The 16,257-nt window shown below is 43.1% G+C and carries 13 protein-coding genes and 1 pseudogene; 7 read left to right on the top strand and 7 right to left on the bottom strand.

The genetic code is table 11. From position 1 onward, the window contains the following. Nucleotides 1-17 precede the first annotated feature (17 nt). The 3 genes from addB (at nt 18) to trpB (ending at nt 8,533) form a co-directional block, all read left to right on the top strand. Nucleotides 18-3,515, top strand: a complete 3,498-nt coding sequence (addB, locus tag J7E52_RS03605; protein ID WP_214743732.1) for a helicase-exonuclease AddAB subunit AddB — start codon at nt 18-20, stop codon at nt 3,513-3,515. Further along, nucleotides 3,508-7,242 carry a helicase-exonuclease AddAB subunit AddA gene (gene addA, locus J7E52_RS03600; RefSeq protein WP_214743731.1) on the top strand — a complete coding sequence of 1,245 codons (3,735 nt, stop codon included), beginning with the start codon at nt 3,508-3,510 and terminating at the stop codon, nt 7,240-7,242. The genes addB and addA overlap by 8 nt, the downstream gene beginning before the upstream one ends. A 127-nt stretch (nt 7,243-7,369) precedes the next feature. Then, nucleotides 7,370-8,533, top strand: coding sequence for a tryptophan synthase subunit beta (gene trpB, locus J7E52_RS03595; protein WP_214743730.1), 1,164 nt, complete (start codon nt 7,370-7,372; stop codon nt 8,531-8,533). A 45-nt stretch (nt 8,534-8,578) separates the two neighbouring features. Here the strand turns inward: trpB and J7E52_RS03590 are convergent, their stop codons facing one another. The 6 genes from J7E52_RS03590 to J7E52_RS03565 form a co-directional block, all read right to left on the bottom strand. After that, the gene (locus J7E52_RS03590) at nt 8,579-8,797 is read right to left on the bottom strand and encodes a spore germination protein (RefSeq protein ID WP_095392665.1); all 219 of its coding nucleotides are present in this window, start codon (nt 8,795-8,797) and stop codon (nt 8,579-8,581) included. Between the two features lie 21 nt (nt 8,798-8,818). After that, nucleotides 8,819-9,226, bottom strand: coding sequence for a spore germination protein GerPE (locus J7E52_RS03585; protein WP_214743729.1), 408 nt, complete (start codon nt 9,224-9,226; stop codon nt 8,819-8,821). Between the two features lie 5 nt (nt 9,227-9,231). Beyond that, the gene (locus J7E52_RS03580) at nt 9,232-9,411 is read right to left on the bottom strand and encodes a hypothetical protein (protein ID WP_034314611.1); all 180 of its coding nucleotides are present in this window, start codon (nt 9,409-9,411) and stop codon (nt 9,232-9,234) included. After that, nucleotides 9,401-10,012 carry a spore germination protein GerPC gene (gerPC, locus tag J7E52_RS03575; RefSeq protein ID WP_214743728.1) on the bottom strand — a complete coding sequence of 204 codons (612 nt, stop codon included), beginning with the start codon at nt 10,010-10,012 and terminating at the stop codon, nt 9,401-9,403. The genes J7E52_RS03580 and gerPC overlap by 11 nt, the downstream gene beginning before the upstream one ends. A 79-nt stretch (nt 10,013-10,091) precedes the next feature. Next, complete coding sequence (locus J7E52_RS03570; protein ID WP_214743727.1) at nt 10,092-10,298, bottom strand: spore germination protein GerPB; 207 nt, start codon at nt 10,296-10,298, stop codon at nt 10,092-10,094. 21 nt (nt 10,299-10,319) lie between these two features. Next, complete coding sequence (locus J7E52_RS03565) at nt 10,320-10,541, bottom strand: spore germination protein (RefSeq protein ID WP_034315507.1); 222 nt, start codon at nt 10,539-10,541, stop codon at nt 10,320-10,322. A gap of 224 nt (nt 10,542-10,765) precedes the next feature. Here J7E52_RS03565 and J7E52_RS03560 point away from each other — a divergent pair. The 4 genes and pseudogenes from J7E52_RS03560 (at nt 10,766) to J7E52_RS03545 (ending at nt 15,633) form a co-directional block, all read left to right on the top strand. Next, nucleotides 10,766-12,358, top strand: a pseudogene (locus J7E52_RS03560) (long-chain-fatty-acid--CoA ligase). A 302-nt stretch (nt 12,359-12,660) separates the two neighbouring features. Beyond that, nucleotides 12,661-13,935, top strand: coding sequence for an MFS transporter (locus J7E52_RS03555; RefSeq protein ID WP_214743726.1), 1,275 nt, complete (start codon nt 12,661-12,663; stop codon nt 13,933-13,935). A 40-nt stretch (nt 13,936-13,975) separates the two neighbouring features. Further along, nucleotides 13,976-15,157: a DUF418 domain-containing protein gene (locus J7E52_RS03550; protein ID WP_214743725.1), complete on the top strand. Its 1,182-nt coding sequence runs from the start codon at nt 13,976-13,978 to the stop codon at nt 15,155-15,157. Nucleotides 15,158-15,291: 134 nt separating this feature from the next. Continuing rightward, nucleotides 15,292-15,633, top strand: a complete 342-nt coding sequence (locus J7E52_RS03545) for a YisL family protein (protein ID WP_214743724.1) — start codon at nt 15,292-15,294, stop codon at nt 15,631-15,633. Between the two features lie 57 nt (nt 15,634-15,690). On the opposite strand, the gene J7E52_RS03540 is transcribed toward J7E52_RS03545, so the two are convergent. Further along, entirely contained in the window at nt 15,691-16,257 is a 567-nt protein-coding gene (locus J7E52_RS03540) for a DUF2777 domain-containing protein (protein ID WP_214743723.1), read from the bottom strand.

Raw genomic sequence — 16,257 nt, 5'->3', positions numbered from 1 at the left:
GTAAGGGGGAAAAAGAGATGTCACTCCGTTTTTTACTGGGAAGATCGGGTGCAGGGAAAACTTCGAATATATTGGACGAAATTCGCTCCAAATTGGCAGAAGATCCCGAAGGAAATCCAATTATCTACCTCGTTCCTGATCAGATGACGTTTCTATCTGAATATAAATTAATTAAAACACCAGGCCTTGCCGGAATGATCCGGACACAGGTTTTCAGTTTTAGCAGGCTTGCATGGCGCGTTCTTCAGGAAACCGGGGGGATGAGCCGGCTGCATTTGGACAGTGTTGGCGTTAATATGTTGATACGGAAGATCATGGATGACAAAAAGGAAGAGTTAAAGATGTTTCGCCGATCTGCTGATAAGCAGGGGTTCATTGCACAGATGGAGGTAATGCTGGCTGAGTTCAAGCAGTATTGCATCCAACCTGATGACATTCAAAACTATTTGGCAGAAACCTCACAGGCCGGCAGCGGCATTCAGGATAAACTGCATGATCTTGAATTGGTCTATCAGGCTTTTGAGGATGAAATGGTCAACAAATATTTAGATTCCGAAGACTATTTCACACTGCTGATCGAGAAAATGCCAGAGTCTTCATATATAAGGAATGCGGATATATATATCGATGGTTTTTATAGCTTGACTCCACAGGAATTATTGATTGTGGAAGAAATGATGAAGCTGTGCAGGAGTGTAACTGTTTCACTGACGTTAGATCAGCCCTACAGGCAATATGCTCCGGATGATTTGCAGTTGTTCAGGCAAACGGGAAATCTTTATCATCACCTTTATCAGGCTGGATTGAGGAATGGCATACCGATTTCAGAAGATCGAATCTTAAAAGGAACGGAAAGGTTTGGAAAGAGTCAGGGGCTGAATCATCTGGAAACTTATTTTGCCATTCGTCCTGCACGAACGTTTGAGCAGTCACCTGATGTGACGATCGCCCAGGCAGTTAACCGCAGAGCCGAGATTGAAGGAGTTGCCCGGGACATCTTGTCACTGGTCAGAGAGAAACAGCACCGTTTCCGTGATATTGCGATTTTAGTCCGTAATGGGGAAGCATACGCAGATATTTTACAAACCGTTTTTCGGGATTATCAAATTCCCTTGTTCGTCGATTCCAAACGGACGATGCTGAATCACCCTCTGATTGAACTGATTCGTTCCACTTTGGAGATCATCAATGGCTATTGGCGTTATGAGCCGGTATTTCGTGCAATCAAGACGGAGCTTCTATTTCCGCTGCAAAACAACCACGATAGGATGCGCGAACAGGTAGATAAGCTGGAGAACTATGTGCTGGCCCGCGGCATTAAAGGAAGCGGGTGGACGTCCAAAGATCGTTGGACCTACCGGCGCTTCCGCGGCCTGGAACTCGAGGACCGGAACCAAACGGATAAGGAAATGCAGCTTGAGCAAGAGTTGAATGAGATGAAGCAATTATTTACCGAGCCCATCTTGAAGCTCTCAAAACGTGTTAAAAAGGCTGCTAATGGCAGGGAATTGTGTGAAGCCCTTTATCTATATCTTGAAGAATTGCATGTACCGGAAAAGTTGGAAAAGCTTAAACTAGAGGCAGAAGAAGCAGGTGATTTGGTATCGGCAAGAGAACATGAGCAAACATGGAATGCGGTTGTCGACCTATTGGACCAATTCGTTGAACTGCTGAGCGGGGAAGAGCTTTCCATGAAACAGTTTGCGGTAATCATTGAAGCTGGTCTGGAATCCCTTGAATTTTCTTTGGTACCGCCGGCAATTGACCAAGTATTAGTCGCTAATCTAGATTTATCCCGCCTGGATGATGTGAAGACAGCTTTTGTTATCGGCCTGAACGAAGGGGTTCTGCCAGGAAAAGCTGTATCTGACGGGATATTTTCAGATAGTGATCGTGAGGTGCTGCTGGCTGGTGGACTTGATGTTGCCCCAAGTTCAAAAGTGCGCCTGCTGGATGAGGAGTTTACAGCGTACAAAGCATTCACTACGCCTGCTGAGGCCCTTTATTTATCATATCCGCTTGCCGATGAGGAAGGAAAGGCACTTTTACCCTCATCCTATTTGAAACGGGTAAGGGACGTATTGCCTAACGTTTCCGAAGTGTATTATATGAACGATCCGTCCGATCTGCCTGCTGAGGAACAGGTGAAATATGCTGCGAATCATGATGTGGCCCTATCGTACCTGGCTGCCCAATTGCAGCTGAAAAAAAGGAACTATCCAATCCATTCACTATGGTGGGATGTATATAATGCCATTATCGATGATGGAATGGCCGGTCATTCTGCAACTAAGGTTTTATCGAGCCTTTTTTATCAAAATAGGACAAAGAAATTATCAGAGGAAACAAGTAAGCAATTATATGGTGAGAGCATTCTTACGAGTGTATCCCGGATGGAAATGTTCAATAGCTGCCCGTTTTCCCATTATGCCGCTCATGGCTTGAAATTGAGGGAACGGCAAATTTTCCGTTTGGATGCACCGGATATAGGAGAGATGTTCCATGGTGCATTGAAAATGATTTCCGATTATTTAAAGGAACATGCTATTCCTTGGTCTACATTGACCTCGGAACAATGCTTGGAGCTGGCCAGAATTGCTGTGGAGAGACTTGCTCCTAAACTCCAAAATCAGATTTTGTTAAGTACCAACCGCCATCACTATTTACGCAGGAAACTGGAACACGTGATTGGACGGGCCTCGATCGTATTAAGTGAACATGCAAAGGTGAGCGGTTTTGCTCCAATCGGATTAGAACTCGGATTCGGAAAAAATGGCGAGCTGCCTCCACTTTCTTTCACATTGAAAAACGGTACGAAGATGGAATTGATCGGGCGGATCGACCGCGTGGATAAAGCGGAAGAAGATGAGGGTGTCTATTTGCGTGTGCTCGATTATAAGTCGAGTGAAAAGGAACTGAACATGAGTGAAGTATATTATGGACTCGCGCTGCAAATGTTGACATACCTTGATATCGTCGTCACCCATTCCAAGTCGCTTATTGGAAAAGAAGCGATTCCAGCCGGCGTTTTATATTTTCATGTGCATAATCCCGTTGTCAAATCAAAGGGAATGCTCAGCTTGGATAAAATTGAAGAAGAAATTTATAAAAGTTTTAAAATGAATGGACTTGTACTGGATCATTCAAATGTCATTCAAATGATGGATACCTCACTTGATATTGAAAATTCTGGTAAGTCGGATATCATTCCAGCTGGATTTAAAAAGGACGGATCGCTCCTTGCGGCTTCCAAAGTTGCCAGCAGGGAAGAATTTTCGCTTCTGAATCATCATGTGCGCCGTATTTATCAGGAGGCTGGTGATCGAATGGTCGATGGTGATGTGGATATAACGCCATACAAATTAAAAGAAAAAACGCCATGTACCTTCTGTTCCTTTAAATCTGTATGCCAATTCGACCAGTCACTGGAGGAGAACCAATTCAGGAATTTGGCACAGAAAAAACAAAATGACGTTCTTGAGCTATTAAGGGGGGAGGGGGAGAGCGATGAGTAAAACGAAAATTCCTGCTCTGCCAGGAGACGTGACTTGGACGGAAGATCAATGGAAGGCGATATGGGCTAAAGATCAGGACATTCTGGTTGCGGCCGCAGCAGGCTCAGGGAAAACAGCGGTGCTGGTTAACCGGATCATTCAAAAAGTCATTTCAGAAAAAGATCCAATCGATGTTGATGAACTGCTCGTCGTTACATTCACCAATGCCTCGGCTGCCGAGATGCGCCATCGGATAAGTGAGGCATTAGAAAAAGCGATTAATGATAATCCGCATTCACAGCATTTGCGTAAGCAGTTGAGCTTGATTAATCGTGCTTCGATTTCCACACTCCATTCCTTTTGTTTAGAGGTGATCAGGAAGTATTATTATCTGACGGATATCGACCCGGGCTTCCGGATTGCAGATTCTACGGAGATCCAGCTTCTTCGTGATGAAGTGATGGAAGAGCTTTTCGAGGAGCAGTATGGCCAAAGTGATAATGAAGAGTTCTTTAATTTGGTTGATGCCTTCACAAGCGATCGAAACGATGATGCACTTCAGAATATCGTTCGATCTCTGCATGATTTTTCGCAATCGAATCCAGACCCGGACAGATGGCTTGATGGTGCCGCCAGCATGTATGAGCTGGCAGATGATGATGGGATTGATGATCTTTCGTTTATCGATTCATTGAAGTTCGATATTGGTTTACAATTGGACACTTCCCGGGATTTATTGGAACGCTCGCTTGCGTTGACAAAAATTCCTGGGGGGCCGGCACCAAGGGCTGAAAACTATATAGCCGATCTTGCCATGATTGCTAAACTTTCGGAAGTGAAAGATCAATCCTGGAATGCACTTTATGAGGAAATCCAAAACGTGAAATTTGGTACGGCAAAACGCCTTACTGGTGGAGATTTTATCAAAGAGATTACGGATGAGGCTACCAAGTACCGGGATAAGGCAAAGAAGATCATCAAATCGTTACAGGAAGAGTTATTTTCCCGTAAACCGGAAAGCTACTTGCGGGATATAAGGGAGCTCAAGGGATATGTCGATACACTTGTAATGCTTGTTAAACGGTTTGACGAAAGATTCTTTGCTGCAAAAGCAGAAAAGAACTTGGTGGATTTCGCCGATTTGGAACATTATTGTCTACAAATTTTGACAGGGGAAACTGTGGATGGTGAACGAAAACCTTCAGCGGCAGCCAACGAATACAGGAACCAGTTCAAAGAGGTACTCGTAGATGAGTATCAGGATACGAACCTTGTTCAGGAATCCATTTTAAAACTCGTGACGGCTGACGGCGAATATGATGGGAATCTTTTCATGGTAGGGGATGTAAAGCAGTCCATTTACCGGTTCAGGCTTGCGGAACCGAACCTCTTCCTTGGAAAATACACACGTTTTACCCATGATGGTGTTGATTCCGGACTGAAAATTGATTTAAACCGCAATTTCCGGAGCCGAAAGGAAGTTCTCGATGGGACCAATTTCTTGTTTCAACAGTTGATGGGCATTACTGTCGGTGAGATTGATTATGATGAAGATGCCCAATTGAAAAAAGGTGCCCCATATCCCGAAGACGATCCAAACCCGATCGAACTCCATTTAATTGATGGAACAGCCGATCCGGAAGCTCATTCGGAAACGGAAGGATCGGATGGAGGGTTCGAGGCCGAGGAGCTTGAAAAAGCGCAGTTCGAAGCAAGACAGATGGCAAAGCTCATTAAAAAGGCTATAAGCGAAAAGCATCAGATATATGATACAAAAACCCAAAAGTACCGATCTGCCACCTATCGGGACATGGTCATTCTTCTTCGTTCGATGCCATGGGCACCGCAAATCATGGAGGAATTAAAAAAACAGGGAATTCCAGTCTATGCCAATTTATCGACAGGGTATTTTGAAGCGACCGAAGTGGCCATCATGATTTCCTTATTGAAGGTGATTGATAATCCGCAACAGGATATCCCATTGGCATCCGTTCTCCGTTCCCCCATCGTCGGGCTGGATGAAGAAGAGATGTCACAGGTGCGTTTATTCCATACAGGGAGCTACTACGAAGCGCTAGCTGATTTTTACAGAAAGAGTGACCCGGAAGAGCATCCGGGGCTTTATGAAAAAGCCTCTGCTTTTTATAAAAAACTGGTGAAGTGGAGGAAGCTTGCCAGGCAGGAGGCATTATCAGATTTGATCTGGCTTCTGTACCGCGAAACGCATTTTTATGATTTCGCAGGTGGGATGCCTGGCGGCAAACAGCGTCAGGCCAATTTAAGGGCGCTGTATGACAGGGCAAGGCAATATGAAGCAAGTTCTTTCCGCGGTCTATTCCGTTTCTTGCGTTTCATAGAAAGGATGCAAGAACGTGGGGATGATTTAGGGGCAGCTCGCGCTTTAGGGGAACAGGAAGATGTAGTCCGGCTGATGACTATTCACTCGTCAAAGGGGCTTGAGTTCCCGATCGTGTTCATTGCCGGTCTTTCCAAGCAATTCAATATGATGGATTTACGCAAGCCCTATTTACTGGATAAGGATTATGGCTTTGCGGCAAAGTATGTGAATTCCGAATTACGGATAACTTATCCATCCCTCCCTCAATTGGCTTTTAAGAAAAAAAAGCAGCTTGAATTAATTGCCGAGGAGATGCGTGTCCTCTACGTGGCCCTTACAAGGGCTAAGGAAAAGCTTTATTTGATTGCCAGTATCAATGATGCAGAAAAAACGCAGCAGAACTGGGAAAGTAATGCGGCACATGGAGATTGGCTATTGAAGGACTATGTACGGGCAGGTGCAAAAAGTTATCTTGATTGGATTGGTCCATCCCTTGTCCGACATCGGGATTCCCTTGGTGCTGCAGGTCTTGGCTTAGAAATGGAGTCGCATCCATCGACTTGGTCCATTTCCGTCATTCCAAGTGAAGAGCTTGCTGTACTGGATGAGGAAGAGGCACTGGTTCAAGAGCAAATGCTTGAACATGTCCAGAAATCGGAGAAGGTCGGTATCGTTTCCGAATTTTATGATGATATCAAGGAACAGCTCGAGTGGGAGTACCCCGAGCATGAGGCGACGGTGTATCGTTCCAAGCAATCCGTTTCGGAACTAAAACGTCAATATGAACTAAAGGACGAGCAAAGCTCCACAGAGTTGTTGCGCAAATTTAAGCGTCCTATCACGAAGCGGCCGACTTTCATGCAGGAAAAGTCACTGACTCCTGCTGAAAGGGGTACGATTACACATTTAGTCATGCAGCATATTGATCTATCTAAAGAGATTACCATTCAATCGATTCAGGAACTGATGGTTGACTTGATTCAACGCGAGTTGTTGACGGAGGAACAGAAAGAAGCTGTGGACCCTGAGACAATCGTCGATTTCTATGACAGTGAAATCGGGCAAAGAATGCAGAAGGCCGTGAACATTCGCCGTGAAGTGCCATTTACGATGTCGTTGCCTGCAAAGGAAGCGTACAGCGATTGGGCGGCTGGAGATGAGGAGATCCTAATCCAAGGTGTAATTGATTGTATCTTTGAGGATGAAGAAGGTCTTGTGCTTCTCGATTATAAAACGGATACAATCACCGGCCGTTTTGCCAACGGATATGAAGGGGCTAAAGAGATTCTTGCCGATAGATACCGGATGCAGCTTCAGCTTTATACGCGGGCTGTTGAAGGGATAATGAATAAGAAGGTAACCGGCCGTTACTTGTTTTTCTTTGACGGCTCGCATTTATTGGAAGTATAAGATAGAAGGAGTGTCCCATTGATGGGATGCTTCTTTTTGGTTAAATAAACAGAATAGTTTGAAAAAGTACAAATGCTTACTATATACTAGTGGAGAAAAATACCTTTTTAAAGGAGTAGAGAAGAGTATGAAGAGTGAGATCAAGAGCAAGGGATACTTTGGTGATTTCGGTGGAAGCTTTGTACCGGGTGAACTTCAGGAAGTTATGGATATTTTAGAAACGGAATTCCTGAAATATAAGGATGCCCCGGAATTCATTGAGGAGTTTCAATATTATTTGAAAGAATATGTCGGACGCGAAAACCCGTTAACACTTGCAAAGAATTTAACGAAAAAGGTTGGCGGGGCAAAAATATACTTGAAGCGTGAAGACCTGAACCATACAGGAGCTCACAAAATCAATAATGCGATCGGCCAAATCCTACTCGCTAAACGGATGGGTGCTAAACGCGTCATCGCAGAAACTGGAGCTGGGCAGCATGGTGTGGCGACTGCGACTGCATGTGCGATGTTTGGCATGGAGTGTGTGATCTATATGGGTAAGCTGGATACGGAGAGGCAGGCGTTGAATGTCTTTCGGATGGAATTGTTGGGGGCAAAAGTCGTAGCGGTCGCAAAGGGACAGGGGCGATTGAAGGATGCCGTTGATGAGGCATTGAATGATTTGGTGCAAAACTATGAAAATACTTTTTACTTACTTGGTTCAGCAGTGGGACCACACCCATATCCAACGATCGTTAAGCATTTCCAATCAATCATAAGTGAAGAATCAAAGCGCCAGATCCTTGAAAAGGAAGGAAAAATGCCAACTGCCATCATTGCTTGTGCAGGAGGGGGAAGTAATGCGATCGGTGCTTTTGCTCATTATATTGATGAAGACAATGTCCGTTTAATTGGTGTAGAGCCAATTGAAGCCCCAAGTATTTCGCAAGGTGTCCCGGCAGTATTGCACGGATTCAAAAGTTTGACGTTAGTGGACGAGCAAGGGGAACCAAAACCTACATTCTCCATAGCGGCAGGTTTGGATTACCCAAGCGTGGGACCTGAGCATAGTTTTTTGAAAGATAGCGGACGGGCGGAGTATGTGACGGTAAAAGGGGAAGAAGCTCTTGAGGCTTTTCAGGTATTATCCAAAACAGAGGGGATCATTCCAGCTCTCGAAAGCTCACATGCTCTAGCTCACGCCATGAAGCTCGCAAAAGAGTTAACAAGAGACGATATACTGATCGTTAATTTATCAGGCAGGGGAGACAAAGATGTCGAGCAGGTATTTAACATGTTAGAAAAATAGGCCGAATTTAAAAAGCCTCCCTGGAAATGGAGGCTTTTTTCTTAACTAATTATTCCCTGTAATGGGCTGGTCGACCCCATTGACATCAAGGACATTGCTACCGTTCAGGCCATTAGCCGTGAAGGTGATTGCAGCTGTGTTCCCTGAACCGGATCCGTAAACGGATTTGGAGGAAGACTTAGGGGAAATGACGGCGCAATCACCGAATAACAGGTTTCCTTGCGCGACATTAAATACTTGAACTGGGCCGATAATGGCAGGCATATGAACTCCTCCTTTAAAAGTTTAAGTGTTGTTAATTGAATCCTCGATTGGCGTCTCTTCGTTTTTTTTAGGAACCTCCCGAATATGTTTCACTCTTGATTCCATACGTGCATGGCCTACGTTCCCCACACCAACCACAGATGAGGATGATATCCCGATTATATTGATATTGCCGACCCGTATGAAGGGATTCGGATTTGAAAAACTTGATATGACTGGTTCATTCAATCTCGGGATATAAAAAGGTTTTTTAAAAATGTCATAGTCTTCGAAATGAACATCGACTGAATCGAAAGTTTCACTTTTCTTCTGAACGGCTATAGCCAGGGCATTTCCATCTATATATGAAGTATCCCCGATTTGCAGTGTGGAGCTGAATGATACCGTGTCGGATAATAAAGATTTTACTTTTGATATTCTAGAAAACATGTTATTTATCCTTCTGGAGAAAGCGGCACGAATGGCCCGATGATAAGGGATTCCGGCGGGGTATCGAATGCGGAAGATAGTTGGACCGTTTGGACATCCCCAATTAGAAATAAAGCAGAGCTTGCTACACCGGTAATTTTAATATCTCCTACACAAAGCTGGTGATTGGTTACATTAAACTCCATTTGGATTTCCTCCTGTCTCGGCTTGTGAATGGGTAATGAATTGGAGTAATGCAGTTTGAATATCAGATTTTACCTTTTCCCTGACCTTTTCCTTGACATTATCCCGTTGCTGCGGTGCACGTTCCGCGTAAGAAAGATTATCGAAATACATATTGATTCGTTGATGAAGCTGGCGTTCGACATCCTGTTTAATGAAGTCATGATAAGAGGGTTCCAATGATATTTTCAGCTGGTTTTCCGCATCGTTGATCATATTTTCCAAGTCTGATAGTATATCGTTGTGAATTTCCTGGACAACGATTTCCCTGCCTGGAAATAGGTTAGGTGCAGGTTGAACAGGTTGGTTGTTGACGGCAAATTCATCAATGTTGTTAAGGTCAGTTGGATTTAAACCGATATTCAATGTTCCATCTAAAGATTCGACTTTTAACTGATCGAATTTATATTCAATTTTATCTACATGGATTGGCGGTTTATTTTTCAGCTCGGCAAGTTCATCTGTCAGGCGTTTGAGTTCGTGTTCAAGTTTCATGATCCGCTTATCCTGGGCTTCAAGAAAACGCTGCATTTGTATGGAATATGAATATAGATCTTGATTCACGATTCAACACCCCACCTTCACAATAAGTTAATTTCATATATGACAGTATATGAAAAAGTTGGATGTAGGTGAATGCCTATTAACTAGGAGTAAATGGGACGAAACTGGTTAATGGGGTAACATCTGCTTCAATTTCGGGAGCAGGTTCAGTGAATCCACCGGTATTGGCTAATGTGGAATATGGTTTAATCACCCCGGCACTTCCTATTTGAAAAACGGATGAATTGGAGATGCTTTCAATTTTTATCATATTGATTTGTATGGTCTGGTGAATATTGAAGATCATGCTGACTCCTTTCTTAAAACATTAGAGATTTAAGACCAGTGGCTGATCCACACCATCAGTATCATTTGTATTCGTGGTGCTATAGGCATTATAGAGGGATATGGATTCACCTGTATTAAAAGAGCCAGCACCTGCAAACGTTTTTGAGGTAGAATATGGACTAATTTTAAAGACGTCACCAATATGGACAATTCCACTGCTACCGACGTTGATGACTTGAACGATTCCTACGATGGCCGGCAAGAAAATCACCCTTTTTTTATTCTGGTTTTCCCCTTGTATCTCAGGCCATGAGCCTATCACTGAAGGGAGTTTCAATGTATTGTATGTTGACTCATGACTGATGTGATTCATTTGCCCATCAATATGTTGTTATATAACAACGGGGGATTTTATTGAAATGTTATAAACAGATATGGTAATATAATGCTAATTCAGAATTTTTAAATAAAACTAGAGGTGAGGAAATGAATGTACCATTAGTATTATCGCATTTCTTAGATCGAGCAGCCTTACTATATGGCGATAAGAAAGCCATCATTGGAGATGACAAGGTTTTAACATACTTAGAGCTGAACGGCCGTGTAAACCAGCTTTCAAATGGTTTAAGGGATCTTGGAGTCAAAAAGGGTGATAAGGTGGCATATTTGGCACCTAACTCAATTGAAATGCTTGAAGGCTTTTATGGGGTATTTCAACTTGGAGCAGTAATCGTTCCCTTGAATATCCGTTTGAAGCCTGCCGATTATGTGTTCATTTTGAACCATAGCGAGTCAAAGGTCCTTTTCGTGGATCAGGAATTGTATCATCTGATTTCATCTGTCAAGGATGAGCTTGAATCGGTTGAGCACATTATCGTTCACTATAAAGATGAAGAGATAAATGAAACCGATTACAACCATTGGCTGGAACGTTATGATGACAAGTGCTTTAACAGGGAGTCAGTGGATGAAAATGATGTTTCGAGCCTTCTTTATACTAGCGGGACCACAGGAAATCCCAAAGGGGTGATGCTGACTCACCGCAACAACTATTTGCATGCCCTGGGTGCGATGCATCATTTCAGGGTCAATGACCGCGATACATATTTGCATGTACTGCCGATGTTCCACGTGAATGGGTGGGGTGCCCCATTTTATTATACGGCAAATGGTGCCACGCAAGTTTGTTTGAGGAAAACCAGCCCCGAAATGATATTTGATGCACTGCAAAAGCATAAGGTTTCCATCATGCATATGGCACCGACGGTTCTGAATTCACTTTTTCAATATTATGAACGGAATGTTCCGAATATCGAGCAGGATATCCGAATCGTCGTTGCTGGTTCCGCTCCGCCTCCTGCATTCGTTACAAGGGTCGAAAAAGAGTTAGGCTGGGAATTCATTCAAATTTACGGAATGACTGAATCAACACCGGTTAGTCTGGTATCGCTGATTCGTTCTGAATTCGATGATCTTTCGGAAAAAGAAAAATACAGAATGAAGGCGAAAGCCGGATATCCCATCATAGGCAGTGAGGTACGGGTCATCCATGACAATGGTGAGGAAGTGGCCCATGATGGCGTGGATATCGGGGAGCTCATCGTCCGCAGTCATGGAGTGATGTTAGGTTATTGGAAAAATGAAGAAGCGACCAGCCAGACATTGAGAAATGGATGGCTGCATACAGGGGATATGGCCACAATCGATGAAAATGGCAATGTTGATATCGTTGACCGCAAAAAGGATATCATCATTAGTGGCGGAGAAAATATCTCTTCCATAGAAGTGGAAGGAGTCCTCTACTAACATCCGGACATTCTTGAAGCGGCAGTCATTGCCGTTCCCCATGAAAAGTGGGGAGAGACGCCGCATGCCTTCATCGTGCCAAAAAGGGGCGTGGAATTAACGGAGGATGATATAAGGAACTTCACACGGGAAAAACTAGCTCATTTCAAATCAGTTACCAGTGTGTCGTTCGTCGATGAGCTTCCAAAAACGGCATCGGGGAAAATACAAAAAATCCATCTCCGTAATGATTACTGGGAATCTAAGGGGAAAACAGGCAGATTCGTTAATTGAAGTTCGCTAACGCTGTTCAGAAATGATCAGCGTTTTTTTCTGTTTGCCCGTTCGATGGATTTCATATTAAGCTATGAAGATATCGGACATGATGAAATGAAGATTGAGAGGGCGATATGTTTCCATTCGTAAATAATCCGCAATAACTCATGTAATTGTAGGATAAGGATGGACATTCAAGAGTACTGGAATTTGTTTCGATAAAAAGCTTCCTGTTTAACGAGAAAGTGTTACTATTATAAAATATTTCTAATTATTATAATTTTTCTTTTTTAAGGAGACTTGGACTGTGGGGGAGAGCATTGAAACGTATTCATTATAGCTGGGTTATTTTAATCATAACATTCTTCTCGATTATTGTAGCCGGAATCGTTAGGTCTTCATCGGGAGTATTAATCGTACCATTTGAAAATGAGTTCGGGTGGGACCGGTCCGTCATTTCCTTAGCCTTCGCCATAAGTCTGTTTCTTTATGGATTATCGGGTCCATTCATGGCCGCTCTAATTGAAGTGCTTGGTTTGAAGAAAATGATGGTATTGGCCATGTCCACTTTATTGGCAGGGATTTTCCTCACTTTTTTCATGGAGCATGAGTGGCAGCTCATCCTAATTTGGGGAATTATCATTGGATTGGGATCAGGAGTGTTTTTAACGGTATTGAGCCCATATGTGGCAAATCGTTGGTTCGAGAAGAGGCGGGGGCTGGCGGTCGGGATACTAACGGCAAGTACGGCCACAGGTCAGCTCATTTTACTTCCGGTTTTAGCGATAATCATTGAGAATTACTCGTGGAGATGGGCGATTGGATTAATTTTGGCCCTTAGCTTGCTCATGCTGGCAATCATCCTTTTATTCATGAAAAACAATCCGAAGGAAGTTGGCACTCTTCCATATGGATTAGAAGAGGAAAATCAGGAGGCTGTTACAGTCCAAAAGAAGAACCCCATCGCCATGGCCTTTCAGTCGTTGATTGAAGCAGTGAGAGTGAAGGAATTCTGGTTATTGGCAGGAAGCTTTTTTATATGCGGACTTTCAACGAGCGGGTTGATCGGCACACATTTCATTTCTTACTGCATTAGTTTTGGTTTACCGGTTGTTACGGCAGCTTCACTGCTATCTTTCATGGGAATCTTTGATTTGATTGGTACGACTGTATCCGGGTGGTTATCAGATCGTTTTGATAACCGGTGGCTGTTGTTTTGGTATTACGCTCTAAGGGGTGCTTCACTCGTATTACTTCCTTTTGCGCTAAATGAAGGCTCAATCGGCCTATTGATCATCTTCTCCGTTTTTTATGGCTTGGATTGGATAGCCACCGTTCCTCCGACCATAAGCATTTCAAGGCAAGTCTTTGGCATGGAGAAAAGCGGGATCGTATACGGGTGGATATTCGCGGCCCATCAGGTGGGTGCAGCAGTGGCGGCGTACGGTGGAGGGCTTATCTTCAAGATATTCAACTCCTATACATGGGCATTCTTCCTTGCAGGAATCTTTTGCCTATTGGGAAGCTTGTTTGTCATACTGATAAAAAAGCAAAAAGCGGTCACGAAAGTTAAAGATGATGCAATGGAGTTATAGAAAAGATGTTAAATCTGTATGGATGAAAGGGGGTGTACCCATGAAGGGCACGATAGTACCATTGCAGGAAAGTAAACGGATCGTAAGCATCGATATTTTACGTGGATTAGCCATTTTAGGGATTTTTTTTGTGAATATGCCTTCTTTCCATTCTCCGCTCTTGTACATAGACGGTGCCGAGCGGTGGGCTGGAGGATGGGACAGGATTTTGTACAGATTCAGTGATATTGCCGCACAGGCCAGCTTTTATCCGTTATTTGCCTTTCTGTTCGGTTTCGGTGCGATCATACTTGCTGAAAGGAGTGAAGAAAAGGGTATTTCATTTCCTTTGCTCTATATGAAAAGGCTAAGTTTCCTTTTGATACTTGGATGCATTCATGCTTTTTTCATCTGGCATGGGGACATCCTCATTAATTATGCTGTATTTGGGTTTGCCTTTTTGTTTTTTTATAGAATGAAGGGCAGGAATTTAATTCTGCTAGGCTCAGTTTGTTATGTCCTGCCTTTTGCGATATTGGGTTCACTATTTCTTATAATGGGCATTTTTGAAGGGGAAGCGATGGCAATAACGACTGATTCGGCGATGATGAAACAGTCTTTGGAAGTTTATCAATCTGGTACATTTTCCGAAATAATGAGTCAAAGGGCGCTGGATTGGTATATGGTGAACAACCCCTTTAATGCCATTATCCTTTTTTTATCGATTTTTCCGTTTTTTTTAATTGGGGCAGGCGTTGCAAAAAAAGGCTTTCTCCAAAATCCAACCCAATATAAACGCCAATTGAAAGCGATATCGATTGTAAGTTTGCTATTGGGCATGTCAATTAAGATTCTGCCATATGTGACGGTATACCATTTTGGTACGATATTCGTGCAGGATTATTTGGGAGGACCGTTACTTACGATTTTTTATATCACGGCAATCGCGCTTTTGGCGGAACGGGCAGGGGCTCCCCGCCTGTTACACCCGCTTTCGTATATCGGAAGGATGTCGATGAGCAATTACTTGTTCCAATCGATGGTATGTACGGCCATTTTTTATTCATATGGCCTTGGTTTATATGGATCAGTCTCATATACGACAGGATTTGTTTTCCTAATAGCCCTGTTTTGCCTGCAAGTTCTGCTTTCCCTATTGTGGATGGGTCTGTTTAAATACGGACCGGTTGAATATATATGGCGTTTCGTTACATATGGTAAAAAGCCGGTTATGCGGCGGTAAGGACCAGTTAAGAAGAAATGTAAATGATGTTCATTAAATTGTTGGTTTTACCCATTCAGGTGATTCCTTAGTTTTGTTTTTTTGTAAAAGCCTATGATATGATGAAATGGAAACTGAACGAGGGGGCAAAAAAAATGACACATATGCATATTACAGCTTGGGTTATCGGAATCATTCTTTTCTTTGTCACATATTCGATGCTTAAAGGCGGAAACCCGAAAGCGAAAATGCTACATATGATAACACGGTTGTTCTATCTATTGATTTTCCTTACTGGCGGCATGCTGATCACTGATTTTGGTGCTTACGCAGTAAAAATGATTGTTGGAATCATCGTGATTGCGGCGATGGAAATGGTGTTGGTTCGTACGAAAAAAGGAAAAAGCACAGGTGCCATGTGGATATTGTTCATCGTAGCGCTTGTATTCGTCCTTTATTTAGGACTTTCGCTGCCACAAGGAATGGACTTTTTTTAATGCAGAATTAAAGACGGGTAAATGAGGAATTCTCATTTACCCGTTTTCTTTTACTCGTTATTGTGAATTCACTTTCTCAATGACGATCCTTTTTCCAGTGTTCAGGGTGAATTCAAAACGATCATGATCCTTTTTCCCATAAGAAAAGTGGTGCTGAACGAGACAAATTTGGCTCTCGTTATCAAAGGTGAAGAAATTCACGCCGGATTGGTTAGGGACGGCCCTTAAGAAAGTGAGCTGGTTATAGCTATATATACAATCATAAATAGAAAAATCAAGTGAATTCAATGTCGTTACAAATTGGAAAAAGGAATCGTCGTTCAATTCTTCCAATAAACGTTCAAAAGAGTAGAGCAGTTTTTTGCGTATCCGAATGGGCTCATTTTCCCTTAAGAAGGTGATTTCCCGGTGAAGCAGGATTTTTCCCTCTTCTTCAACTACTCCTTGCTGCCAGCGCCCACCCCTGTACACTTCAATGATGCTGTCAATGTGGTCTTCAATGGAGCAGGCCTCATCTGTTTCATCATCGAAAAAAATCCATTGTTGATTGATATTTTCCACTGTTCCTTCGGTAAAAGCTCTTGTTTGCCTGTTCATTAACTTAGTTCGTTGTTGCTGACTCAT

Source organism: Bacillus sp. ISL-34 (genome assembly GCF_018613325.1).
Lineage (GTDB): Bacteria > Bacillota > Bacilli > Bacillales > DSM-1321 > Peribacillus.
Note: the sequence above shows the minus strand (reverse complement) of the source record. Positions and strands in the feature narration are given on the sequence as shown.